Consider the following 23,774-nt stretch of genomic DNA (forward strand, 5'->3'; position numbering starts at 1 on the left):
ATGAGCATGCACAACCTCTCCGGCAAGGTCGCGGTCGTGACCGGCGGTTCGTCCGGCATCGGCCTGGCCACTGTCGAGCTGCTGCTCGAGGCCGGCGCCGCGGTGGCCTTCTGTGGCCGCGACGCCGATCGCCTGGCCAGCGCCGAAGCGGCCCTGCGCCAGCGCTTCCCCGAAGCCGCGCTGCACACGCAGTGCTGCGACGTGCTCGACGCCGGGCAGATGCAGCGCTTCGCCGCGGACAGCCAGGCGAAACTCGGCGCCGCCAGCATGCTGGTCTGCAATGCCGGCCAGGGCCGCGTCTCGACCTTCGCCACCACCAGCGACGAAGCCTGGCAGGACGAGCTGAACCTGAAGTTCTTCTCCATCATCCGGCCGGTGCGCGCCTTCCTGGCGCAGCTGGAAAGCCAGCCGGACGCGGCCATCGCCTGCGCCAACTCGCTGCTGGCCAGCCAGCCTGAGCCGCACATGGTGGCCACTTCCGCCGCCCGCGCCGGGGTGAAGAACCTGGTGCGCTCGCTGGCCGTCGAGTTCGCCCCCAAGGGCATCCGGGTCAACGGCATCCTCATCGGCCTGGTCGAGTCGGGCCAATGGCAGCGCCGTTTCGAGGCCCGCGAGGAGCGCGACCTCGACTGGACGCAATGGACCGCCCGGCTCGCCCGCGGCAAACAGATTCCCCTGGCGCGCCTGGGCCTGCCCCTCGAGGCGGCTCGCGCGCTGTTCTTCCTCGTTTCCCCGCTGTCCGCCTACACCACGGGTAGCCATATCGATGTTTCCGGAGGCTTGTCCCGTCATGTCTGAAGAAGTCCGCAACGAGAAGCCGATGGTCACCGTCGGCACCGCGATCACCGCCTTTCTCGAACACTGTGGGGTCAAGGCCGCCTTCGGCGTCATTTCCATCCACAACATGCCGATCCTCGATGCGTTCGGCATTCGCCAGAACATCCGCTTCGTGATGGCCCGTGGCGAGGCCGGTGCGACCAACATGGCCGACGCCTATGCTCGCGCGGTCGGCGGCCTCGGCGTCTGCCTGACCTCCACCGGCACCGCGGCGGGCAACGCCGCCGGCGCGATGGTCGAGGCGCAGACCGCCGGCACGCCGCTGCTGCACCTGACCGGGCAGATCGAGACGCCCTACCTGGACCAGGACCTGGCCTACATCCACGAGGCCCGCGACCAGCTGACCATGCTCAAGGCGGTGTCCAAGGCCGCCTTCCGCGTGCGCAGCGCGGAGACCGCGATCAGCACCCTGAAACTCGCCGTGCAGACGGCCCTGACCGCGCCCACCGGTCCGGTCAGCGTGGAAATCCCGATCGACATCCAGTCAAGCTTCATCCCCATGCCGACCGACCTCGCGCCCCTGCCGATTCCCGTCGCGGTGCCCTCGGACGAGGCCCTGGACCGGGTCGCCGAGCGCCTTGCCGGCGCCAGGCGCCCGCTGCTCTGGCTGGGCGGCGGCGCCCGTCACGCCGGCGCGCAGGTCAAGCGCCTGATGGACATGGGCGTCGGCGTGGTCACCTCGACCCAGGGCCGCGGCGTGGTCAACGAGGACGATCCGCGCTGCCTCGGCGCCTTCTCGCAGAACAAGCGCGTCGAGCGCTTCTTCCAGAGCTGCGACGCCCTGCTGGTGGCCGGTTCGCGGCTGCGCAGCAACGAGACCTTCAAATACGCGCTCAAGCTGCCCGAGGCCACCTACCGGATCGACGCCAACCCGGCGATCGAAGGCCGCTGCTACCACAGCGACCTGTTCATCTGCGGCGACGCGGCGCTGGCCCTGGACGGCCTGGCCGATCGCCTGCAGGGGCGCCTGCGGGTCGAGCCCGGCTACCTCGCCGAGTTGCGCGAGGTGCGCCAGCAGGCCCGCGACCAGCTGGTCGACGAACTCGGGCCCTACGCGGTGCAGGTCGAGCAGCTGCAGGCCCTGGCTGGGCGCAACTTCTCCTGGGTCCGCGACGTGACCCTGTCCAACAGCATCTGGGGCAACCGCCTGCTCAACCTGTTCCACCCGCGTTCCGGCATCCACGCCCTGGGCGGCGGCATCGGCCAGGGCCTGGCGATGGGGATCGGCGCGGCGGTCGCGGCGGCGCAAACCGCGCCCGAGCGCAAGGTCTTCACTCTGGTCGGCGACGGCGGCTTCATCCTCAACCTCGGCGAGCTGGCGACCATGGTCCAGGAGCGCGCCAACATGGTCATCCTGCTGATGAACGACCAGCGCTACGGGGTCATCAAGAACATCCAGGACGCGGTGTACGGCAGCCGCCACTGCTACGTGGAGCTGACCACCCCGGACTATGCCAAGCTGTCCGAATCCCTCGGCCTGCGCCATGCGCGGGTGGGCGACCTGAAGGACTTCGCCGGCGCGCTGGACAGCGCCCTGAGCCAGCCTGGCCCCTTCCTGCTGGAAGTGGACATGCTCAGCGTCGGCCCCTTCAACACCCAGTTCGCCGGACCGCCGAACAGCGCCACCCGATCCCAGAAGGCCAGCGCCTGAGGAGCCAGACCATGCTCAACATCACCATGATCGGCTGCGGTGCCATCGGCATCGGTGCGCTGGAACTGCTGGAGAAGGACCCGGACCTGCGGGTCGACGCGGTGGTCGTGCCCGCCGAATCGCAGGAGCTGATCCGTCAGCGCCTGGCGAGCTTCGAGCATCCGCCGACCGTGCTGACCGAGCTGCCGGCCGACGCGCGCCCCGACCTTCTGGTCGAGTGCGCCGGGCACCGGGCCATCGAGCAGCACGTGCTGCCGGCCCTGGCGCGCGGTATTCCGTGCCTGGTGGTCTCGGTCGGCGCGCTGTCCGAGTACGGCCTGGCTGAACGCCTGGAAGCGGCGGCACGCGAGGGCGGCACCCGGATCGAGCTGCTGCCCGGCGCCATCGGCGGCATCGACGCGCTGTCGGCGGCCAAGGTCGGCGGGCTGGAGTCGGTGCTCTACACCGGCCGCAAACCCGCCGGCGCCTGGAAGGGCACGCCCGCCGAGCAGGCCTGCGACCTGGACAACCTGGCTGAGGCGACGGTGATCTTCAAGGGCAGCGCCCGCGAGGCGGCGCTCCTCTATCCGAAGAACGCCAACGTCGCCGCCACCCTGTCGCTGGCCGGGCTCGGCCTCGACCGCACCGAGGTGCAGCTGATCGCCGACCCGCACAGCAGCGAGAACGTCCACCAGGTGGAAGCCCGCGGCGCCTTCGGCGGCTTCGAGCTGACCCTGCGTGGCAAGCCGCTGGCCGCCAACCCGAAGACTTCCGCGCTGACCGTCTACAGCGTGGTCCGCGCCCTGGGCAACCATGCCCATGCCATTTCCATCTGAGGCCCGCCCATGAACCTCGACGACATCCAACCCATCTGCATCGCCGGCCAATGGCGCCTGGGCTCCGGGGCACTCTACGCCACCACCTACCCGGCGACCGGCGAAGTGGTCACGCAACTGCATGCCGCCGGCCTCGACGATGTCGAGCAGGCGATCCAGGGCGCCCAGCACGCCTTCGTCCATAGCGGCTGGGCGCAGCGCAAGCCCCACGAGCGGGCCACGGTGCTCTACCGCGTGGCCCAGCTGATCCGCGAGCGGAGCGAGGAGCTGGCCCAGCTGCAGCGCCTGGACAACGGCAAGCCGATCAAGGAAACCCGCAACCTGGTGGCCAGCGCCGCCGGGACCTTCCAGTTCTTCGCCGCGGCCTGCGAGACGCTCGAAGAAGCCATCACCCCGTCGCGCGGCGACTTCATGACCATGAGCGTCTACGAGCCCATGGGCGTGGTGGCCGCGATCACCCCTTGGAATTCACCGATCGCCTCCGAGGCGCAGAAGATGGCCCCGGCCCTGGCCGCCGGCAACGCGGTGGTGGTCAAGCCGGCGGAAATCACGCCGCTGGCCGCCCTGGCGCTGGCGCGGATCTGCGAGGAAGCCGGCGTACCGCGCGGGCTGATCAGCGTACTGCCGGGCAAGGGTTCGCTGATCGGCGACGCGCTGACCCGTCACCCGCTGGTCAAGCGCGTGTCCTTCACCGGCGGCACCAGCACCGGCAAGCACATCGCGCGCATCGCCGCCGACAAGATGATGCCGGTGTCGATGGAGCTGGGCGGCAAGTCGCCGACCATCGTGCTGGAGGATGCCGACCTCGACCACGCGATCGCCGGCGTGCTCTACGGCATCTTCAGCAGCTCGGGCGAATCCTGCATCGCCGGCTCCCGCCTGTTCGTCGCCCGCGCGCTCTACGGCACCTTCATGGACCGCCTGGTCGAAGGTGCCCGGGGCATCCGCGTCGGCGACCCGGCCGACGAGGCCACGCAGATGGGCCCGCTGATTTCCGCCGCCCACCGCGAGAGCGTCGAGCGCTACGTGGACATCGGCCTGTCCGAAGGCGGCCGCCTGCTCTGCGGCGGCCAGCGTCCGCAGGGCGCGACCTTCGACAAGGGTCACTTCTACAGCCCGACCATCCTGGAAGGGCTGCCCAACACGGCCCGCCTGTGCCAGGAGGAAGTCTTCGGCCCGGTGCTGGTGGCCCTGCCCTTCGACGACGAGGCCGACCTGATCGACCAGGCCAACGACAGCGTCTACGCGCTGGCCGCCGGCATCTGGACCCGCGACTTCCAGAAGGCCTGGAAGCTCGGCCGCGCCATCCAGGCCGGCACCGTCTGGATCAACACCTACAAGCAGTTCTCCATCTCCACCCCCTTCGGCGGCTGGCGCGACAGCGGCCTGGGGCGCGAGAAGGGACGTCTCGGCATTCTCCAGTACATGGAGCAGAAGTCCCTCTACTGGGGCCTGAACGAACAGCCCATCGCCTGGGCGGGAGCAAAGCAATGAGCGTACTTGGCATCGACGAGATCACCTACGGGGTCGAAGACCTGCCCCGCTGCATCACCTTCTTCAAGGACTGGGGGCTGGCGCTGGTCAGCGAGCAGCCCGACGAGGCGATCTTCGAAACCCTCAACGGCTGCCGGGTGATCGTCGCCGACCTGAACAAGGCCGGCCTGCCGGCGGCGATCGAATCCGGCCCGACCATCCGCGAGGTGGTCTGGGGCGTCGAGAGCGAGGCGGACCTGGCGCTCTACGCCAGCCGAATCGCCCAGGACCCGGGCTTCGTCGAGGGCAACGGCCGCGTCGGCTGCACCGACCCCAACGGCCTGGCGATCCGCTTCCAGGTCACCCGCAAGTGCGACCTCGAACTGGAGGAATGCGGCGCCCACAACACCTGGAACAGCAAGGGCCGGATCAACAAGCCGAGCCCGGTCTACGAGCGCGCCACGCCGGTGGAAGTCGGCCATGTGGTGTTCTTCGTCAAGGACGTGAACGCCTGCGAAGCCTTCTACCACGACCGCTTCGGCTTCCAGTCCTCGGACCGCTACCCGAACCGCGGCGCCTTCATGCGCACCGCAGAGGAAGGCGGCCACCACGACCTCTTCATGCTCCAGCTGCCCGAGCCGCGCGCGGGCCTGAACCACGTTGCCTTCACCGTGCGCGACATCCACGAGGTGTTCGGCGGCGGCATGCACGTCTCCCGCTGCGGCTGGGACACCGAGATCGGCCCGGGCCGCCACCCGGTGTCCTCGGCGTTCTTCTGGTACTTCAAGAATCCGGCCGGCGCGCTGGTGGAGTACTACGCGGACGAGGACCACCTGACCGCCGAATGGCAGCCGCGCGAGTTCGAGCCCGGCCCGACGGTCTTCGCCGAATGGGCCATCGCCGGCGGCATCGACGGCGTGACCCGCCGGCAGCGGCACGTGGAGGCGCCCCAGGGCAAGTTCCTCACCGACAAACCCAGGACGCCGAGCAAGCCATGAGCGAGACGATGCTGCTGACGGTGCTGCTCCGGCACGATCAGTCGAAGAACCTCGACGACATCCAGGGCCACATGAAAAGAATGGACTGGTGGAACCGCTTTCCGGTCGAGGGGGTGGAGATCGTCTCCTGGACCGTCGCCATGGGCCTGGGCCAGATCGTGACGCTGCGCCTGCCGCCGGCATTGCTACCCAAGATCAACGTGGAACTGGAGCGCTCCGCCTGGGGCGTGTTCCGCACCGAATGCTACCCCACCTACGACTTCGTCCCGGTTCGCGAAATGATCCGCGAGCGGGTCCGCAATGGAGGCCAATGACATGACCCTGCCCTACAACGAAACCCATCAGGCCCGCACCCGCCCCAGCACGCCCTTCGAGGACTTGCTCGGCGACTCCATCGAGCGCGCCTACGCTGCCGGCAAGCACGACCTGCCGAGCCTGCTGGCACACCTGAACCTGGCCGGCCCGCCCTGCCCGCTGAACACCGGCGAGTGGGACGAGGAAAGCTTCAAGACGCTGATGGCCCGGCTGGGCGAATGAGGAACCGAACATGAACATGCAAGCCAACATCGATCCGGTCGAACAGCTGCTCGCCAACGGCCTGAAGAACCTCTGGTTCCCGGTACTGCCTTCCGCCCTGCTGGAGGACAAGCCGGTGTCCATCCGCCGCCTGGGCTACAAGATCGCCCTCTGGCGCGACAACGACGGCAGCGTCCACGCGCTGGAAGACCACTGCCCGCACCGCGGCGCCCCGCTGTCGCTCGGCCCGGTGCTCGGCGACCGCCTGCAGTGCCCCTACCATGGCATCGAAGTGCGTTGCGACGGCACCGTCACCAAGGTCCCCGGCAGCCCTGGCTGCAAGCTCGAAGGCAGCCGCCCGACGCGGATGTTCCACGTGCGCGAGGCGGCCGGCGCGATCTTTCTCTACAACGCCGCCGAGCCGCACGTGGCCGAGCCGCCGGAGCTGGTGCTGCCCGAGCAGCTGACCTCGCCGCAATGGAGCAGCTTCCTCTGCTACACCGAGTGGAAGGGCGACTACCGCTACGTCATCGACAACGTCATGGACCCGATGCACGGCACCTACCTGCACAAGATGTCGCATTCGATGAGCGAGGGTGAGAGCACCGCGAAGTTCATCACCCGCGACACCGACAGCGGCTTCATCTTCGAGAAGGAAGGCCAGCGGGGGGTCAACTTCGACTGGACCGAATTCGTCGACAACGGCTGCCACTGGCTGCGCCTGGAAATCCCCTATCCGAAGACCGGCGGCCCGGGCGGCAACTTCACCATCATCGGCAGCTACACCCCGAGCAGCCCGGCCCTGTGCGCCGTCTTCCACTGGCGCTGCCGCCCGCTGACCGGCTGGCAGCGCGACACCTGGCGCTTCCTCTACAAGAATCGCCTGGAAGCCCGCCACTGGGCGGTGCTGGAGCAGGACCGGGTACTGCTGGAAAACATGGAACCGGATGCCAACGCCCGCGAGAACCTCTACCAGCACGACCTGGGCCTGGTGCGCCTGCGCCGCTACCTCAAGGGCAAGGCCCGCGAGCAGCTGGAACTGATCGAGGCGAAGCAGCTGTGAGCCTGACCTCCGTGCGCCGCGTTCGCGCGGACGCGGTGGCCGAACTGGCCACCGCCAGCTGGTCCAACGCGCTGCTGATCGACAACGAGGTGGTGATGTCCGGCATGACCGGGCATCCCGCCACCCGCCAGGCGACGGAACGGGGCGAACCCCTGGACGCCTACACCCAGACCCTGGTGGTGCTGAACAAGTGCAAGGCGCTGGTCGAGGCCGCCGGGGGCGGCATCCACAACATCTACCGGCTGACCCTGTACCTCACCCGCATCGCCGACAAGGACGAGGTGGGTCGCGCCCGCCGCGATTTCTTTGCCGGCCAGACGACCCTGCCGACCTCGACCCTGGTCGAGGTCAGCGGTCTGGTCTTTCCCGAACTCTGCGTGGAGATCGAAGCCAGCGCCCGCCTGGACGTCGATCTGCGCGCTACAGCCTGAGGCAAGCATCATGTCTACCGCGACCACGACCGCCCTGGTGCACACGCTGCGCTACGAGGCGGAAGGCATCATCAGCGTGGAACTCCGGCCGTGGGGCGACACCGTGTTCGCTCCCTTCGAAGCCGGCTCGCACATCGACCTGCACCTGCCCAACGGGCTGGTGCGCAGCTACTCGCTGCTCAACTCGCCGAGCGATCGGGGACGTTACGTGGTCGGCATCCTGCGCGACCGCAAGAGCCGTGGCGGCTCGGAATTCATCCACAGCCAGCTGCGGGTCGGGATGCAACTGACCATTTCCCAACCGCGCAACAACTTCCACCTGGACACCGCCGCCAGCCACAGCGTGCTGGTCGCCGGCGGCATCGGCATCACCCCGATCTACTGCATGTACCGCCAGCTGCTGGCGCTCGGGCGCTCGGCCGAACTGATCTACTGCGCCCGCTCGCGTCGCGAGGCGGCGCTGCTGGAGGAAATCTCAGGCCTCGAAGGCCAGGTCGTCTATCACTTCGACGATGAGAAAGGCGTTTCGCCTGACCTGGCGAACTACCTCGCCGGCAAGCCCGCCGACACGCACTTCTACTGCTGCGGACCGACGCCGATGCTCGATGCCTTCGAGCAGACCTGCGAACGGCTGGGCTACCCGCACGCGCACATCGAGCGCTTCGCCGCCGCCGAGCTGCCGCCCGCGGCCGACGCCCAGGGCAGCTACAGCGTCGAACTCAAGCGCTCGGGCAAGACGCTGGAGATCGGGCCGGGGGACAACCTGCTGGAAGCCCTGCTGAACGCCGGCTGCGACATCGAAAACAGCTGCCGCGAAGGGGTCTGCGGTGCCTGCGAGACCCGCGTGCTCGAAGGTGAGCCCGATCACCGCGACGGCGTGCTGAGCAAGGCGGAACGGCAGGCCAACAAGTCGATGATGGTCTGTGTATCGGGCTGCCGCAGCAGCCGCCTGGTACTGGACGCCTAGTTATCGATTCGACCGGAGTCAGTTCAACGCCGTTACATATGATTACGCCCGGTCATGCCGGGCGTTTTTATATATGCATCCGGTGCGACCAAAGGTTACAACGCGCACTGCGATAACTCAGACGTTACTTATCTGCACCCATGCAGTGCGGCGCTCCATATGTTCAATCCGGTCTGTTCCATGCCTGGCACAAGTCAGCATGTTTTCCATATAACACATTGAAAAACAAGGACTTACAAGAAACCTGAACACTAAGCGGAGCGTGGCATGGTTCATGCAAAAAACGCTTAGCCATATATGAAACAAGCATGGACGATTCCAAGCGCCCAGATTCCCCTTGACTGGCTTCAACCCACTTCATTTTTTGAACTTCTTCAAAAGAGGGGCGGGTTTTCTATTGGCTGAAATTTGCTTGGTTAATTATTTGAGGCTGCTGACATGAAAAGAACTCTGCTTGCACTCGCGCTGGCCAATGTTCCCGCCCTGGCCCTCGCCCAGGCGTCCGGCGTGCCCGCGCCCGCTTCCGTTTCCGAACCCGCAGCGACCCAGGCGGCGGCACCGCCAGCCGGGCCGCGCAAGCCCTTTCCCCACGTTTCCTGGCAAAGCGACGATGGCGCGACGGCGCTGGATATCGGCGGCGCCCTGCGGATGAACTACCGCGACGAGGACTGGGACAGCACCGAGAACAATGGGCGCTTCCTGTTCGACACCTTCCGCGTCGACCTCAAGGCCAGGCACCAGGCCTTCTTCGCCGACGTGAACTACTGGTTCCAGGACGACGGCAAGCGCTCCATCGACCGCGGCTACATGGGTTACAACCTGAGCCCCCAGTCGAGCATCCAGCTCGGCGCCCCTTTCAAGCCGTTCGGCCTGGAGCCCTATCCGCAGTTCGGCTGGAGCTATCACATCCCGTTCTTCCTGGGTTATGGCGTGAGCGCCGGCGCGGGCATCAAGTACAACTACAAGGACGCCGACTGGGACCTGCAGGCCGGCTACTTCCCGCGCATGCTGCCGTCGAGCCTCCGGTACTCGCCGGAAGTGGGCCGCTACAAGGACCTGGATGAAAACGCCATCGCCGCCGTGCATGGCGGCCAGGACAACGAGAAGCGCGACCAGCTCAACCTGCGCCTGGCCCGCACCTTCGCCGGCGACGACTGGAAGGCCGAGGTCGGCGGCTCGCTGGCCGGCGCCCGGCTGTACAACGCCACCACCCGTGACGACGGGGACTACTGGGCCGCCGGCCTGCATGCGGTCGTCAACCACGGCCCCTGGACCCTGACGACCCAGGGCATCCGCTACGAATTCGATCCGAAGAACCCGGCCGGGGTGGCCGACAACCAGATCCTGATGGGCGGCAACGGCCTGACGCCGGCCTTCATGATCGCCGCCGAAGGCACCATCGCCTCGCTCAACGTCGGCTACGACATCGCCACCCCGGGCCTGGGCATGCTGAAGAAGATCAAGCTCTACAACGACTACAGCCGGCTGTTCAAGGACGAAAGCGGCTGGGCCGACTCGCAGATGTACACCGCCGGCATCCAGTTCCTCGCCCTGCCGATCATCGCCTGGCTGGACCTGACCTGGGCCAAGAACGCCAACCCCTTCGGCGGCGCGGAGAACGGAACCGGCTGGACCTCCACCACCTCCTCGGGCAGCAACGACTGGTATTACCGGACCAACCTCAACATCGGCTACTACTTCTAGATGAGCGCTCGCTCCCTTCCAGCCGCCCCGGGGCAGCTGTCTTGTCGGCGCCCGGTTCAGCCGTCCGCAGGATCAGCGCAGGCGGCCGTGACTCAGGGCGAGCGACCAGATGGCGTTTTCGCAGCGGGGGCAATGCGCCTGCTGCCGGTCGTTCAGGAGCTGCGTATGGCCGCAGCGGGTACAGGCATAGATGCCACCGGCCGGCACCCGCTCGTACACCGGCCGGTGCTCGGGCGGCAACACCGACAGCCCCGGTTTGGTGGCCTCCGGCGGGTTGAAGTAGAGGCTGACGTCGCCGTCGGTTTCGAGAATGCCGAGGCGGACCTGACCGAGGTGTTCGACGCCCTGCTGGCGCAGCTCCATGAAGAACTCGTCGGACGAGATCTTGTAGCGGTTCAGGCTGTCCAGCTCGTACAGCCCGTCCTCGATGATGGTCACCGGCTTGCCTTCCATCCAGTTGGAGAACCGCACGCTGTGGCTCATGGCCAGGACGGTGAAGCGGTAGAGCAGCAGCAGGGTCGCGAACACCATCGCGATGGGCAGCAGCGGCACGTCCTCGTAGAACGACACGTCGCCGGCGGCCGAACCGAGCGTCAGGATCACCACCAGCTCGAACAGCGACAGCTGGCGGATGCCCCGCCGACCGCTCACCTTCAGGAACAGGAACACCACGACGAAAGCGAAGAAGGCGCGAAGCGCGACCTCCCCGAGGAAGAGCACGGGGAATTCGTCGAGCAGCATGCGCTGCCAATCGAAGGGAGTCATGCGCTGCTCCATCGGGGTCGGGGGGGCTGCCTGCCCGCCGTTGCGCCGGAAGGATCGGCGACGGCCGAGGGTCGAGCGCCTCGAGCGTCGATGCACGTCAGGGAGAGGAAATGGGCTTGCGCACCCTTCATGGGGAGTCCGTTTTCGTCTGCGTCATCCTTGAGACCGTGAGCGCAGCGAATGGATCGATCCGTCTTGAGGCAACATTTATGACGTCAATGTTGCGTCATAAGAAAAACGTATGGCTCGCTAATGCCGGCCTATGGCGGCTCCCGTGGCGTTACCAAAACAATCGGAAAAGGTTCAACCATTTTCCCGACGGACGGCATTGAAGCGCATCACACTCCAGTCGATACGTCCGCGCGACGCATGCGAGCTACGAAGCACGCCTGCTCCTTCCCCCTGCATACAAGAGTGACCTAATCGTGCTCAGGCATTACAAGATCGCGTCCCGATCAGCTTTCAGCTTTTCAATCGTTGCACTGCTCGTCGTGGCGTTGGGCGCTTTTGCGCTGCTACAGATGAAGAACATCCGGATGGCCACCCTGGACATGGTGGACAACCGTCTGCCGAGCTATGAAGCGCTGGCCGACATGAAGGAGAAACTGCTCCGCATGCGTGTCGTTTCGCTCCGGGTCCTGGTCAATCGCGATCCGGCGGAACTTGCGCAGAGCGCAAGGAGCTCGAACGAGCTGGCCCAGCAGGTCAAGGATGTGGAGCTCCGCTATGAGGGGTTGATCTCCGATGACGACGAACGCGCGCAATACCGTGTGTTCGACAAGGCGCTGAACGACTACTTCCAGGTGAACCAGCAGCTCCTGTCGCTTTCCGACCAGGACCGCATCGACGAGATGCAGGAACTGCAGGGTTCGAAATACGCGACGCTCTCCGACCAGCTCGGCCATGAGCTCGACAAGCTCCTGCAGATCAACAAGACCGGCGCCGCCGACTCCGGAAAGAAAGCGGCCGATGCCTACGAATTTTCCATCGCCGTGGTCGTGGGCATGCTCCTGGCCGCCGCGATGCTGACCGTGATCCTGGCCTACCTGCTGACGCGCAGCATCGTGCAGCCGCTTCGCCTGGCGGTGTCCGTCGCCGAGACGGTCGCCTCGGGGGATCTGAGCAAGACGATCGACATCGAAGGCCGTGACGAACCGGCCATGTTGCTGACGGCGCTCAAGACCATGCAGGCCAAGCTACGCGAAACCCTGGAGCGCATCGCCCTGTCCTCGGACCAGCTGGCATCGGCCGCCGAAGAGCTGAACGTGATCACCGAGGATTCGGCACGCGGGCTCGAACAGCAGAACAACGAACTGGAACAGGCCGCCACCGCGGTCAACGAAATGACCGCGGCGGTGGACGAGGTCGCACGCAACGCGGTCAGCACCTCCGAAGCTTCGAGGGCCTCGGACGACAACGCCAAGAAGGGCCAGCAGCAGGTCAACGGCACGGTCAACTCGATTTCCCAGCTCGCCGGTGAAATAGGCGGCACCTCGGTGCAGGTGAAGGATCTCGCCGACAAGGTGCATGACATCAGCAAGGTGCTCGACGTCATCCGCTCGATCGCCGAGCAGACCAACCTGCTCGCCCTCAACGCCGCGATCGAAGCCGCCCGCGCGGGGGATGCCGGCCGAGGCTTTGCGGTGGTGGCCGACGAAGTTCGTGCCCTGGCTCATCGCACCCAGCAGTCGACGCTGGAGATCGAGCAGATGATCGGCAACATCCGCACGGGGGCCGACCAGGCCAAGGCGTCGATGGATGCGAGTACCGAACGCGCCACCGCCACGCTCCGCATCGCGGAAGCGGCAGGCCAGGCGCTGCAGGAAATCACCGATGCCATCAGCCAGATCAGCGAGCGCAACCTGGTGATCGCCAGCGCCTCGGAAGAACAGGCCCAGGTGGCCCGCGAGGTCGACCGCAACCTGGTCAACATCCGCGACCTAGCCGCCCACAGCTCTGCCGGCGCGAGCCAGACCAATGCCGCCAGCCAGGACCTCTCGCGGCTGGCCGTCGAACTGAACGACCTGGTGAATCGGTTCAAGTTCTGACCGCGAGCGCCTGCGAGCCAGGCACGCACTGACAGTCTCTCCTTCAGGAAGGATCGTGGCCAGCGGATGGCCTTCGCCTTTTCGGCCCCCAGGTTTCACACGCCAACATCCGCACGCTCCCCTCGCCCGCTCCGGGAGAGAACCAGGGATCACGAGCGTTCTCCGCTACGCCAGACGCACACCCTCCCCGTCGAACCCCCGCACGACGCAATCTCCTCTCACCACCCGCCAGGACTCAATCCAGGGACTTCTCCTGCCCGGCATCCGCCGGCGTGAGCACCAGGTACAGCGCGGGCACGACGAACAGCGCCAGGATCGACACCGAGATCAGCCCGAAGATGATCACCAGGGTCAGCGGCCGATAGAACGCGCTGCTGATGGCCAGCGGTATCAACCCGACGATGGTGGTGATGGCCGTGGTCAGCAAGGGTCGCAGGCGACGCGCCGAACCGGCCGCGGCCGCCTGGTTGATGCTCATCCCGTCCTTGAGATAGCCGTTCATGGTGTCGACCATGATGATGCCGTTGTTGATGGCGATGCCGATCAGCGACACCAGGCCGATCATGGCGAAGAACGAAAAGGTGATGTCGAAAGCCCAGAAGCCCAGGGCCGCGCCGACGATGGCCAGGGGCATGGTGGCGAAGATGATGAACGCCTGGCGGAAGCTGCTGAGCACGATGACCAGCACGCCCACGATCAGCACCACCGCGATGAGCATGGCGATCAGCGCCGAGGTGAAGGTCTCCGCGGTATCGGCGGACTCGCCACCGATCACCACACGGTAGCCGGCGGGCCACTCCCGCTGCAGCTCGGTCAGCTGCGGCATCAGCTCGGCCATCACCTCGCCCACGGTGCGCCCTTCGTTCTTGGCCATCACCGTGAGCGCGCGCTCGCCGTCGCTGTGGGAGATGGCGATGGCCGCTTCGGACTGGATCGGCTTCAGCAGCTGGTTCAGCGCAATGGAGGTGCCGTCGTCGGTGAAGGCGCGCACGCGGGACAGCTCCTCGGTGTTGCGCGGCCCACCCGCCTCGCCGGGTCGGCTCGGCCATTCGGTCCCCAGGCGGATGTCGATGTTGTCCATCCCGGCGGCGGTGATGAAGGTGCCGATGATGTCGGAGCTGAAGGCGATACGGACCTGCGAGGCGAGGTTTTCCTGGGAGATGCCGAAGAAGTCGGCGGCCTCGCGGTTGGGCCGCAGGGCCATCTGGGGCTTGAGCATGCCGATGTTGTCACGCACATCGACCACGCCGTCGATATCCGACAGCAACCCCTGCACCTGGCGGGAGAACACCTGCAACTGGTCCATGTCGGCGCCCAGGAGCTGGATCTCGATCGGATCGCCCGAGGTCGGACCGCTGCCCTCGGGCACCACCAGCAGCTGCGCGGCGGCCACGTTTTCCTGCAGGTACGCCGAGAGCTCCCGGCGCAGTTCGTCGGCCAGGACATGGGAATCCGCGTCGCGCTCCTCGCGCGGGCGGAAGATGGCCGAGAAGCCGATGTAGTTCTCCGCCTCGCTCGGCTGCAGCGCCGACGCCGTCGAGCCACCGGCGAACGGGCTCTTCAGGCCCACCAGCTTCACCACGCTCTGGAAATAGACCTTGTCCCTCAGCAGCTCGCCCACCTCGTCCGCCACCTGCTGCGAGGTGGCGAGCTGCGCGGTCGGCGGCAGTTCGATGTTGATGCCCAGGCGCTCGCCGTCGCTCGGCGGGAACAGCTCGATCCGGGCCTGGGTGAACGCCACCATCGCCAGCACGAACAGGCCGACGCCGCCCAGCACCCACAGCCACGCCAGCTTGCGCGACCGGACCACCCAGCGGCCGTTCCAGCGCTCCAGCCCGTTCACCGCCCATTGCGTCACCCGGTCGGAAGCCCCCTGGTGCTTCGGGTTGTCCGAACGCCGTTGCTTGCCCAGCAACGCCCGGGACAGCGGCAGCGAGCACAGCATGGCGACGATGAACGAGAGGACCAGGCAGATCACGATCGTGGTGGGCAGCACCCGGATGAACGCGCCGATCGTGCCGCCGATGGACATCAGCGGCGCCAGCGCCAGGATGGTGGTCAGCTGCGCGGCGAAGGCCGGCATCGCATAGCGCTTGACCGTGGCCAGCACGCCCTGGCCGAAGGTTTTGCCCTGGACGTAGATCTCGTCGTGCAGGCCCTCCATGAGCAGGATGAACACGTCGATGATCATCACCAGCGCGATCACCATGCCGATGACCACCAGCTCGTTGAGCGAATAGCCCATCACCATGATGCACAGCAGTACCCCGGCGAAGGTGACCGGGACCGACAGGCCCGCCACGATCGCCTCGCGCCAGGCGATGGTCAGCAGCAGGATGGCGAACACGATGCCCATGGTTTGCACGGCGCTGACGAAGACGTCCGACAGCGCGTCCCAGATCTGCGTCGCCTCGTCCTGGGTGACGGTGTATTCCAGCCCCGCCGGCCAGCCACCCGCGCCTTCCATCTGCGCCAGGGTCGCGCGAAGCGACTCCACCAGCTTGACCGTATCGGCCCCCGGCGACTTGCGCACGGACATTTCCAGCGACGGCTCGAAGCCACCGCCCTGCTCGGCGAAGAAGGCCCGCGTCCTTTCCGTCTCCTGCGTGCGATGCACCGAGGCGATCTCGTCGAGCCGTATGGCGCGCCCCGGACCGCTGCGGGCCACCGGCAGCGCGCGCAGGTCGTCCACGTCACGGAAGCGCCCTTCCAGGCGGACCACGGCGCCGATGCTGTCGCTGCGGATCTCGCCGAAGGGTTGCTCGATGTTGGCCTGCTGCACGGCGTTGCGCACCGCCGCCGGCGACAGGCCCAGCGCCAGCAACCGCTCGGGGCGCAGCAGAATCTGCACGATCTCCTCGCGCTCGCCGCCGATGTTCACCTCGTTCACGCCGGGCAGGCGTTCGAGCGTGTCGCGGATCCGCCGCGCCTGCTCGTTCATCACCGTCGATCCGGCGTCGCCGTGCAGCGTGAAGGTGAAGATCGGCCGGTCGTCCACCGACGCCTGGGCGATGGTAGGGCGCTCGACGTCGGCCGGCAGGTCGGCCTCGGCATCGGCCACCGCCGCGCGCAGCCGCGTCATGGCGTCCAGCGGGTCCGCGGCGGCGTCGAACTCGACGGAGATGATCGAGAAGGAATCGAACGAGGCACTCTCGACCCGCCGTACCCCCTGCAGCGTGGTGACCTCGTCCTCGATGACGTCGGTCACCTGCTCTTCCATGGTCTGCGGATCGGCGCCCGGCCAGCTGGTGGTGATGGTCGCCTGGGGGATGTTCAGGTCCGGCAGGGACTCCTTGACCAGTTGGGTGTAGGCCATCACGCCGCCCAGGGCCAGGGTCACCATCAGCAGGATGCCGAAGATCGGCTGCAGGAAGAAGAAGCGCGCCAGGGGATGGGCGTTGCGCACCTCGTGGGAGCCGGGTCGCGCAGGGCCGCTCACCGCGTCGGGTACGGCCTGGCGCTGCTCGTCGCCGTCTCTGTCCAGGCTCATGGGGTGTTCCCGCCACGTTGCAGGATGCGCACCGGCTGGCCGTCATGCAGGGCCGCGCGGCCGTCGGTCACCACCAGTTCGCCCGCCTCCACGCCGGCGCTGACCGCACGGTAGTCGCCCGACTGCCGGCCCAGCTCGACGCGCCGTTCGGTGACCTTGCCGGTCTGCTCGTCGACGACGAACACGAACGACTGGTCGTTGCGAAAACGCAGCGCTTCCAGTGGCACCACCAGCGCATCGTCGACCGCCTGCTCGGCGATCCATACCGCGACGAACTCGCCATCCTGCAGGCCGGGATCGTCGTCCCGGGTATGGATGATGACCTGGAACGTACGGGTCTCGGGGTCCAGCGACGGGCTGATCGCATAGACCTGGCCTTCCACCACACCGCCGCGGCGTTCGGGGTCGATGCTCTGCGCCGACACCGAGGCGTTCTCACCGATCAGCGCGCGGGCTTCGGTCCTGATCTGGCGGTAGTCGTAGGACGGTATGTCGACCCGGACCTCGAAGCGGCGCGGGTCGATCACCATCGCCGGCACCGTGCGCAAGGCGTTCTGCTCGGTGTCGGTCTGTACCGTGCTGGGCATGAAGTAGCGGCCCTTCTCGATGTTGAGCCGCGCCAGGACGCCGTCCATGGGCGAGACCAGCCGCGACTCGTCCACGCTCAGCTGCGCCTGCGCAAGCTCGGCCCGCGCGCTGTCGCGGGCCGCCTTGGCCTGCTGCACCTGCACGATCGCCTCGTCCAGCTCCTGCCGCGAGGCCGAACGCTGTTCGAGCAGCCGTTCGTATCGCTGCTGGGTCACGTTGGCCAGGGTGAGGTTGGCCTGCGCTTCGGCCAGGGAAGCCTTGGCCGCCTGCAGATCCGCCGTGACGCGCTCCGGTGCCTGGTGCGCGATCAGCTGCCCGGCCTTCACCGGAACGCCGACACGCAGGCGTTCGTCGACATGGGACACCACCCCTTGCTGGGTGAAGGTGAGGAACTCGCGCTGCCTGGAACGCGCCGTGCCCTGGCCGTAGACCCAGCCCTGGATCGGGCGGCGCTCCACGGCCTCGACATTGACGCTGACCGGAGGCGTGCCACTCGCGGCGTTCTTCGGTGGCTCGGTTGCAGACGAACCGCTGCCGTTCCCGGCCGGTTCGGCGCTGTCGCCGCAGCCCATCAGCCCCAACAGGATGACTACGCCTAAGGCCGTAATACGATGCTTGCTCATGGAGGTGGTCTTTTATCGAGTGGTAGGCGAAGGCGATGACGCCGGGGTGGATTCGGTTGGCGGCAGGGTGTTCTCGAACCCACCGCCCAGTGCCAGATGCAGCGCGATGCGGTTTTCCAGGCGGGCATAGCGCGCGCTGATCTGCGCGCTGCGCCCGTCGAGCGCGCGCTGCTGGCTTTCCAGCACGTTGAGGAACGGATCGATGCCCTGCCGGTAGCGATTGAAGGAGACCGTCACCGCCTCCTCGGCCGAACTGGCCGAGGCCTCCAGCGCGGCCTCGCGGCGCGTCAGCAACGTATCGACCGCCAGCGCGCTTTCGACCTCGGCCAGGGCGCCGAGCGCCGTTTCGGCATAGGCATGCAGCGCTTCGTCGCGCAGGCCTTCGGAAATGTCCACCTGGGCGACCAGCCGCCCGCCCTGGAACACCGGCTGCAGCACCCGCCCGGCGATGGACCAGGCCAGGTTGGCGCTGTTGAACAGCTCCGAGAAGGCGCTGGCGCTGTAGCCGGCCGAGCCGGTCAACGACAGCGACGGCAGGAACGAGCGCTGCGCCGCGCCCAGCTGGTAACCGGCGCTGAGCAGGGTCAGCTCCGCCGCGCGCACGTCCGGGCGGCGCGCCAGCAGATCGGCGGGGACGCCGGCAGACGGCGCGGGCGGCACGTCGGGCAGCGCCATCGCGGTGGGAACGCTGCCCGAGGGATAGTCGCCCATCAGCACCTGCAACTGCCGCAGGCTGCGCTCGAGGGTCTCCAGGCGCTGTTCGAGTCCGGCCCGCGCCGACTCCAGGTTGGCGGTGGCCAGCATGCCGTCCGCCGGCGACGCGATCCCGACCGTCACGCGGTTGTTGATCTGTCGCGCCATCTCGTCCAGGGCGGCGACGGTACGCCGGGACAGGTCGACCTGGGCTTGCGCGTGCACGATGTCGAAATACAGCTGGACCGCCTGCGCCGCGACCGACTGCCGCACGCCGCGCAGCTGCTCGGTACTGGCGAGGTAATCGGCCCGCGCCGAGGCCGTGAGCGCCGAGAGCCGTCCCCACAGGTCCAGCTCCCAGCTCACGTCCAGGCCCGCATCGTAGTTGTTGCCGATGACCGCGGCGTTCTGCCCCGTGAGGTCGGGCATGTTCTGCCGCTGGCGGGAGGCCCCGACGCCCAGGCCGATCTGCGGCAGCTGGTCGCCCCGGCTCAGGCGGACCTGGGCTTCGGCCATGCGCGAGCGCGCCAGCGCCTGGGCCAGCGCCGGATTCTTCACCAGCGCGGTCTCGACGAAGGCGTCGAGCTGCGCGTCGCCGAACGTGCGCCACCAGCCATCCACGGACGAATAGCCCGTGGAGGACGAGGCGATGAATTCGGGAGGCAACTGAAACGGGGTCCGTGCGGGCTCCGGCTGCACGCTCGCGCAGCCGCTCGCCAGAACGGCCACCGCGGCGAGGGTCATGAGGGAGGCAGGGAGACGGGAGCGACAAGCGATCATCAGGCGCCTTTTGGAGTGAACAGGGTCAATAGCATCAGCCGATGCGCCTCGCGGATCTCGGCGATTTCATCCTCGGCGGCCTGCCCGCCCACCAGCAGCTGGGTGACCAGCGCCAGCAGCGCCGGGGCCGACGCCAGGGCGAACTTGCGGGAGAAGGGATTCTCGGGCAGCACGCCCTTGGCCACGCATTCGTCCAGCTCGCCCTGCCGTCGCGAGGCATGGGGCTGGAAGATCTGCTCGTGCCAGTGACGCGCGCGCTCGGGCGCCCGGCCGGATTCGGAGATCAGCAATCGAAAGATTGCCTGGGTCCGCGGGTCGCCGACGAAGGCGTAGACCCGGTCCAGGTACCGGTCCACGGTTTCGTCCAGCGAGGCGCCTTCGGACCATTGCCAGTGGTTGGGCATGGAAGGCGAGAACAGGGTGTTGGCCAGGAGTTCATCGAATATCGCGTCCTTGCTCATGAAATGCGCATACAACCCGGCCTTGGTCAGCCCCACCCGCTGCGCGATCTTCTCGACGGTGGCGCCCTGGAAACCGACCGCGCTGAATTCCTCGAGCGCGGCATCGAGGATCTGCCGACGGCGCACGTCCGCCGCCAGACGGGTGCGCTTCTTCGCCCGTGCGGGCGCCTTGCCGGATGCCTGCGGTGCCGCCGCCTTGCTCATGGTGCGATCGCCGGTTGTGGAAATGGACATGGGGCGCGACCCTAACATACGAATGGTCGTTAGCCGGACGACCAATACGTGACCAATTCTTTCTGACCCTGCGCGCGCTTGATCTGCTGCGTTCCGCCTGAGAGTGACCGCCACGTCCCTTCGTGACCGGATGGCGACGAGCGGCCCCCGTCTGCAACATGGATGTCACGCCGGTCGCCGACAGTGTGCGGACCTAACCGGTGCTTCCCCGAGCTAGTGCCAAAAAACCCGGAAAGCGGCTGCTGTCTAGCTTGAATCCACTCCTTCGGAACTGGAAACAAGGCTATGAATACCCCAGGCGTACAGCGCGTACAGACCCCCTCAGGCGAATCCTCCTCGGGCTCGACAATCATCTTCAATCGCGCGATCAGAACCGCGCTGCAGCGTCTGAAACCCCAGGCGGACGGGCCGTACAACCAGGCCAGCGCGGGTGACAAGGCGCCCGCGTTCAAGCACTACAAGGACATCGAAGCGCCCGACGCCACCGGCGCGGGCGTGATCCGCTACGAAACCCGGGATGGCGAAAGGGTGCTGGTCTCCCAGGCCGTCACCCCCGAGCTGTACGAGCAGGTATGCCGCGACTACGAGAACCTCAAGGCGGTCAACGATGCGGTGGCCGACGATTACCGGCGCGCCGGTGAAGGCGACAAGGCGCCCGGCAGCATCGACGACTACCTGGCGATCGAGCAGGTGGCGCCCGAAGTGCTGCGCTTTCGCATGACCCGGGGTGGCGACTGGATCGTCGTGGCCAAGGGCGACAACCCGCAGATGTTCGAGGGCGTCATGGCCCACAAGGACATCCTCGAAGGTATTCGTGCCAGCGAGGAGGACGGCTACCGGCGCGCCACCGACAACGAGGTCTGGCCACCGGCCGGCGGCACCATCGTCGGCCCGCTGGACGAGATGGGCAAGGACCTGATCCGCTTCGAGCACGACGGCGACAAGGTGATCGTCTACAAGAAGGACAACCCCAAACTGTTCGAGTACCTGGCCAAGCTCAGGGCGCTGATAGACGATCCGCAGGCCCGCGACGCGGTGGAAGGCTACGTAAGCGAAGGCTATGCTCTGGCCAGGCGCGAAGGCGAACTACCGGCGTTCTCCGACTTCACCTCCTTCGCCTACACGACCGAGCTGGGCAGCACCGGCGCCATCGCCTACACCACCCGCGACAAGAAGGTGGTGGTGTCCAAGTTCATGACGCCCGAGCTCTACGCCAAGATCGAAACGATCGCCAAGGCCCGTTTCAAGCTCAGCGACCTGGCAGCCGATGGCTGGGTCAGCCTCGGCGCCGGGGTCGACTTCGACAGCGGCAAGATCCGCAACGTGAGCTTCCCGGAAGATGGCGTGGTGACCTTCGAGGTCGAGGGCCAGGGCAAGTTCGCCGTCGCGGAGCTGGGCAACAAGGCGCTCTACGACAAGGTGATGGACACCAAGAAGGCGTCCAGCGCGGGCTACACCGCTCTGGACATCGGCACGCTGGAAACCACGGCCAAGGACAAGGACGGCAAGCCCCTGACGGTGGACGAGCTGACCTGGCAGCAGCTGCTCGACAGCTGGAAGGCCGATGTGGACGCCGGCAAGATCAAGCACGACGACGACCGCGCCAAACTGATGCGCGCCCTGCAGGCCAAGGGCGCGCTGGAAAGCGGCATCGACATGACCTCGCTGGACATCCGCAGCGGCCGCTCGCTGACCCACGTCGGCCAAAAGGACCTGGAGCACATCATCGATCGCGACAAGCTCGACGCGAAGATCGACGAATTGCTGCAGACCGATGCCGTCAGCAAGGACTACAACAAGGCACGCAAGGCGGCGCTCGATCAGCTGCCGAACAAGCAGGAAGTGTTCGAGCGCATCGAGCGCGACGCGATGAGCCCCGATTACGCAAGGCACCTGGAGCTGCTCAAGGCCCAGGGCAAGGGCGACGTGGCCGAAGCCAACATCGCCAAGACCTACGCCTCGCTGCATGCCATCGACCCAAAGAAGGCCGATGCCTTCCTGCAGCAGCTTCAACTCGACACGGTCACCCTCGATCTGGCGAACATCCTCAACGATCCCGGCTCGATCTCGCCGGAAAACCTCTCGTTGGCCGCCGCCGATACCCTCAAGACGCTGTTCTCGGCACTCAAGAAAGCCGGCGTGGACATCCCGCGACGCACCGTGGAGAGCATCGACAAGTTCATCAACGAGCTGCTCAAGGATTCCAAGACCGCCGATGCGCTGAACAAGCTGCTGGTCGAGCTTGGCGACCGGGCCCGCCACGGCACCCTGACGGAAAAAGACCTGCGCGAGCTGGTGAAGAACAACCCGACCTACACCTCGCTGGACAAGGCCACCGATGGCGGCCTGCTCAATACCCTGGCGCAATTGAACAAGGTCGGCATGCTGGGCTCGGCCGGCGGGATGATTTCGCTGTTCTCCGGCATCTACCAGCTGACCGGCAAGGGCGGCACGCTCGCCGATACCCCCGAAGAGCGCGTCTCCATCGCGCGGGACTTCGTCTCCTTCGTCGGCGCCGGGCAACACTTCACCACGCTGTTCCACAACGTCGCCGGGCGCGACTCGGCCTCGGTCAAGAGCGCGCTGGATACCCTCGGCCTGGATCGCACCTTCCAGGAAATCTGGACCGGAGACAGCAAGCCGGCGCCGGCATGGGTGCCTGGCGAGGGCGAAAACGCCGATACGCCACGGACCAAGGTCCAGGAGCAGCTGCGCAACATCCTCGACGCCAATCCGGCCAACGCCGATGACCTGCGCACGCGCGCCAACCTCACCGACGAGCAGATGAAGCAGGTGCTCAAGGGCTACAAGGGCGGTGCCGGCGGCTATATCTCGGGCCTGCCGGACGCGACGCGCAACTCGCGCATCTTCACCTCGGCCCTCAAGGTGCTCAACCTGGTCGGCGATGGCTTCTCGGGCGTGGCCGACCTGGTGATCGGCGCGCTCAAGCTGGGCAAGGCCAACGGCGACAAGGTGCTGACCGCCGAAGCCTCGCTGACCATCGCCGCCGGCGGGCTAACCACCCTTGGCGCCGGCGCGAGCCTGGGCAACGCGCTCGGGTTGACCCTGGCCAGGGCGCTGACCGCGCCCTTCTTCTGGGCCGGTGCGTTCGTCGCGTTCGTCACCCTGGGCTTCTCGATCTATCACGACATCAAGCTCAACAACGCCCTGAAGGACAACCAGAAGGCACTGCTCGACCTGTTCAAGGCCTTTGGGGCCGATGGCCTGCTCACCCAGGAGGGCGGCAAGCGCTACGAGTTCCTCAACGTGTATATCGAGCAGTACGGCCAGCGCGACGCGCCCGATGACCAATCGATCTTCGATTACCGCAGCGACGAGTACGCCTACTTCAAGGAGAAGGGCCATACCTACTGGAACGACCAGCACGAGGACTACAGGGGCGACGGCGATAACCTCGAAACCCTGATGGACCGGGGGTCGACCGTAGGCTCTTGAGCAGGCCCGGTGGCGGGACGCGCGGCGTCCCGCCACCGGAGCGGCGACCTGAGCGATTCGGATTTCCGAACGCCGCGACCGGTCACGTTCGGCCACGCGAATCAGCGGCCGAACATTTCCCGGCGCCAAGAATAAATATCTTTGATATCAACGACCTGTGCATGACCAGTTTCTGCGCAGG

18 protein-coding genes are annotated in these 23,774 nt (G+C 66.8%); 13 read left to right on the forward strand and 5 right to left on the reverse strand.

Annotation, left to right across the window (positions count from 1 at the left end):
- The 11 genes from DN824_RS13530 (at position 1) to DN824_RS13580 (ending at position 10,455) form a co-directional block, all read left to right on the forward strand.
- Complete coding sequence (locus tag DN824_RS13530) at positions 1-798, forward strand: SDR family oxidoreductase (protein WP_138408928.1); 798 nt, start codon at positions 1-3, stop codon at positions 796-798.
- A 22-nt stretch (positions 799-820) separates the two neighbouring features.
- On the forward strand, positions 821-2,488 hold the full coding sequence (locus tag DN824_RS13535) for a thiamine pyrophosphate-binding protein (protein WP_174236516.1): 1,668 nt from the start codon (positions 821-823) through the stop codon (positions 2,486-2,488).
- Between the two features lie 11 nt (positions 2,489-2,499).
- Positions 2,500-3,303, forward strand: a complete 804-nt coding sequence (locus DN824_RS13540; RefSeq protein WP_138408930.1) for an aspartate dehydrogenase — start codon at positions 2,500-2,502, stop codon at positions 3,301-3,303.
- A gap of 9 nt (positions 3,304-3,312) precedes the next feature.
- Positions 3,313-4,797, forward strand: coding sequence for an aldehyde dehydrogenase (locus tag DN824_RS13545; RefSeq protein WP_138408931.1), 1,485 nt, complete (start codon positions 3,313-3,315; stop codon positions 4,795-4,797).
- Positions 4,794-5,774 carry a VOC family protein gene (locus DN824_RS13550; RefSeq protein ID WP_138408932.1) on the forward strand — a complete coding sequence of 327 codons (981 nt, stop codon included), beginning with the start codon at positions 4,794-4,796 and terminating at the stop codon, positions 5,772-5,774. The genes DN824_RS13545 and DN824_RS13550 overlap by 4 nt, the downstream gene beginning before the upstream one ends.
- Entirely contained in the window at positions 5,771-6,088 is a 318-nt protein-coding gene (locus DN824_RS13555; RefSeq protein ID WP_138408933.1) for a hypothetical protein, read from the forward strand. The genes DN824_RS13550 and DN824_RS13555 overlap by 4 nt, the downstream gene beginning before the upstream one ends.
- 1 nt (position 6,089) lies before the next feature.
- The gene (locus DN824_RS13560) at positions 6,090-6,311 is read left to right on the forward strand and encodes a recombinase-like helix-turn-helix domain-containing protein (RefSeq protein ID WP_138408934.1); all 222 of its coding nucleotides are present in this window, start codon (positions 6,090-6,092) and stop codon (positions 6,309-6,311) included.
- A gap of 10 nt (positions 6,312-6,321) precedes the next feature.
- Positions 6,322-7,353 carry an aromatic ring-hydroxylating oxygenase subunit alpha gene (locus DN824_RS13565; RefSeq protein ID WP_138408935.1) on the forward strand — a complete coding sequence of 344 codons (1,032 nt, stop codon included), beginning with the start codon at positions 6,322-6,324 and terminating at the stop codon, positions 7,351-7,353.
- A gap of 2 nt (positions 7,354-7,355) precedes the next feature.
- Positions 7,356-7,784 (forward strand): Rid family hydrolase, encoded by a 429-nt coding sequence (locus DN824_RS13570; protein WP_138408981.1) that lies wholly within the window; start codon positions 7,356-7,358, stop codon positions 7,782-7,784.
- Between the two features lie 10 nt (positions 7,785-7,794).
- A complete protein-coding gene (locus tag DN824_RS13575; protein ID WP_138408936.1) occupies positions 7,795-8,751 on the forward strand; it encodes a PDR/VanB family oxidoreductase in 957 nt (318 codons plus the stop codon).
- Between the two features lie 438 nt (positions 8,752-9,189).
- The gene (locus tag DN824_RS13580) at positions 9,190-10,455 is read left to right on the forward strand and encodes a hypothetical protein (protein WP_138408937.1); all 1,266 of its coding nucleotides are present in this window, start codon (positions 9,190-9,192) and stop codon (positions 10,453-10,455) included.
- A 72-nt stretch (positions 10,456-10,527) separates the two neighbouring features.
- Here the strand turns inward: DN824_RS13580 and DN824_RS13585 are convergent, their stop codons facing one another.
- A complete protein-coding gene (locus DN824_RS13585; RefSeq protein ID WP_138408938.1) occupies positions 10,528-11,220 on the reverse strand; it encodes a YetF domain-containing protein in 693 nt (230 codons plus the stop codon).
- 422 nt (positions 11,221-11,642) lie between these two features.
- On the opposite strand from DN824_RS13585, the gene DN824_RS13590 reads away from it, so the two are divergent.
- Entirely contained in the window at positions 11,643-13,268 is a 1,626-nt protein-coding gene (locus tag DN824_RS13590; RefSeq protein ID WP_138408939.1) for a methyl-accepting chemotaxis protein, read from the forward strand.
- Between the two features lie 235 nt (positions 13,269-13,503).
- On the opposite strand, the gene DN824_RS13595 is transcribed toward DN824_RS13590, so the two are convergent.
- Genes DN824_RS13595 through DN824_RS13610 form a run of 4 tightly spaced genes read right to left on the reverse strand, consistent with a single transcriptional unit; the run spans position 13,504 to position 20,137 of the window.
- The gene (locus tag DN824_RS13595) at positions 13,504-16,758 is read right to left on the reverse strand and encodes an efflux RND transporter permease subunit (protein ID WP_138408940.1); all 3,255 of its coding nucleotides are present in this window, start codon (positions 16,756-16,758) and stop codon (positions 13,504-13,506) included.
- Positions 16,755-17,969: an efflux RND transporter periplasmic adaptor subunit gene (locus DN824_RS13600; RefSeq protein WP_138408941.1), complete on the reverse strand. Its 1,215-nt coding sequence runs from the start codon at positions 17,967-17,969 to the stop codon at positions 16,755-16,757. The genes DN824_RS13595 and DN824_RS13600 overlap by 4 nt, the downstream gene beginning before the upstream one ends.
- A 12-nt stretch (positions 17,970-17,981) precedes the next feature.
- Entirely contained in the window at positions 17,982-19,442 is a 1,461-nt protein-coding gene (locus tag DN824_RS13605) for an efflux transporter outer membrane subunit (protein WP_138408942.1), read from the reverse strand.
- Positions 19,442-20,137, reverse strand: a complete 696-nt coding sequence (locus DN824_RS13610; protein WP_158295385.1) for a TetR/AcrR family transcriptional regulator — start codon at positions 20,135-20,137, stop codon at positions 19,442-19,444. The genes DN824_RS13605 and DN824_RS13610 overlap by 1 nt, the downstream gene beginning before the upstream one ends.
- 285 nt (positions 20,138-20,422) lie before the next feature.
- Between DN824_RS13610 and DN824_RS13615 the strand changes: the two genes are divergently transcribed.
- On the forward strand, positions 20,423-23,593 hold the full coding sequence (locus DN824_RS13615; protein ID WP_138408944.1) for a hypothetical protein: 3,171 nt from the start codon (positions 20,423-20,425) through the stop codon (positions 23,591-23,593).
- The last annotated feature ends 181 nt before the right edge of the window (positions 23,594-23,774 follow it).

The sequence above is a fragment of the Stutzerimonas nosocomialis genome (genome assembly GCF_005876855.1).
Classification (GTDB): domain Bacteria; phylum Pseudomonadota; class Gammaproteobacteria; order Pseudomonadales; family Pseudomonadaceae; genus Stutzerimonas; species Stutzerimonas nosocomialis.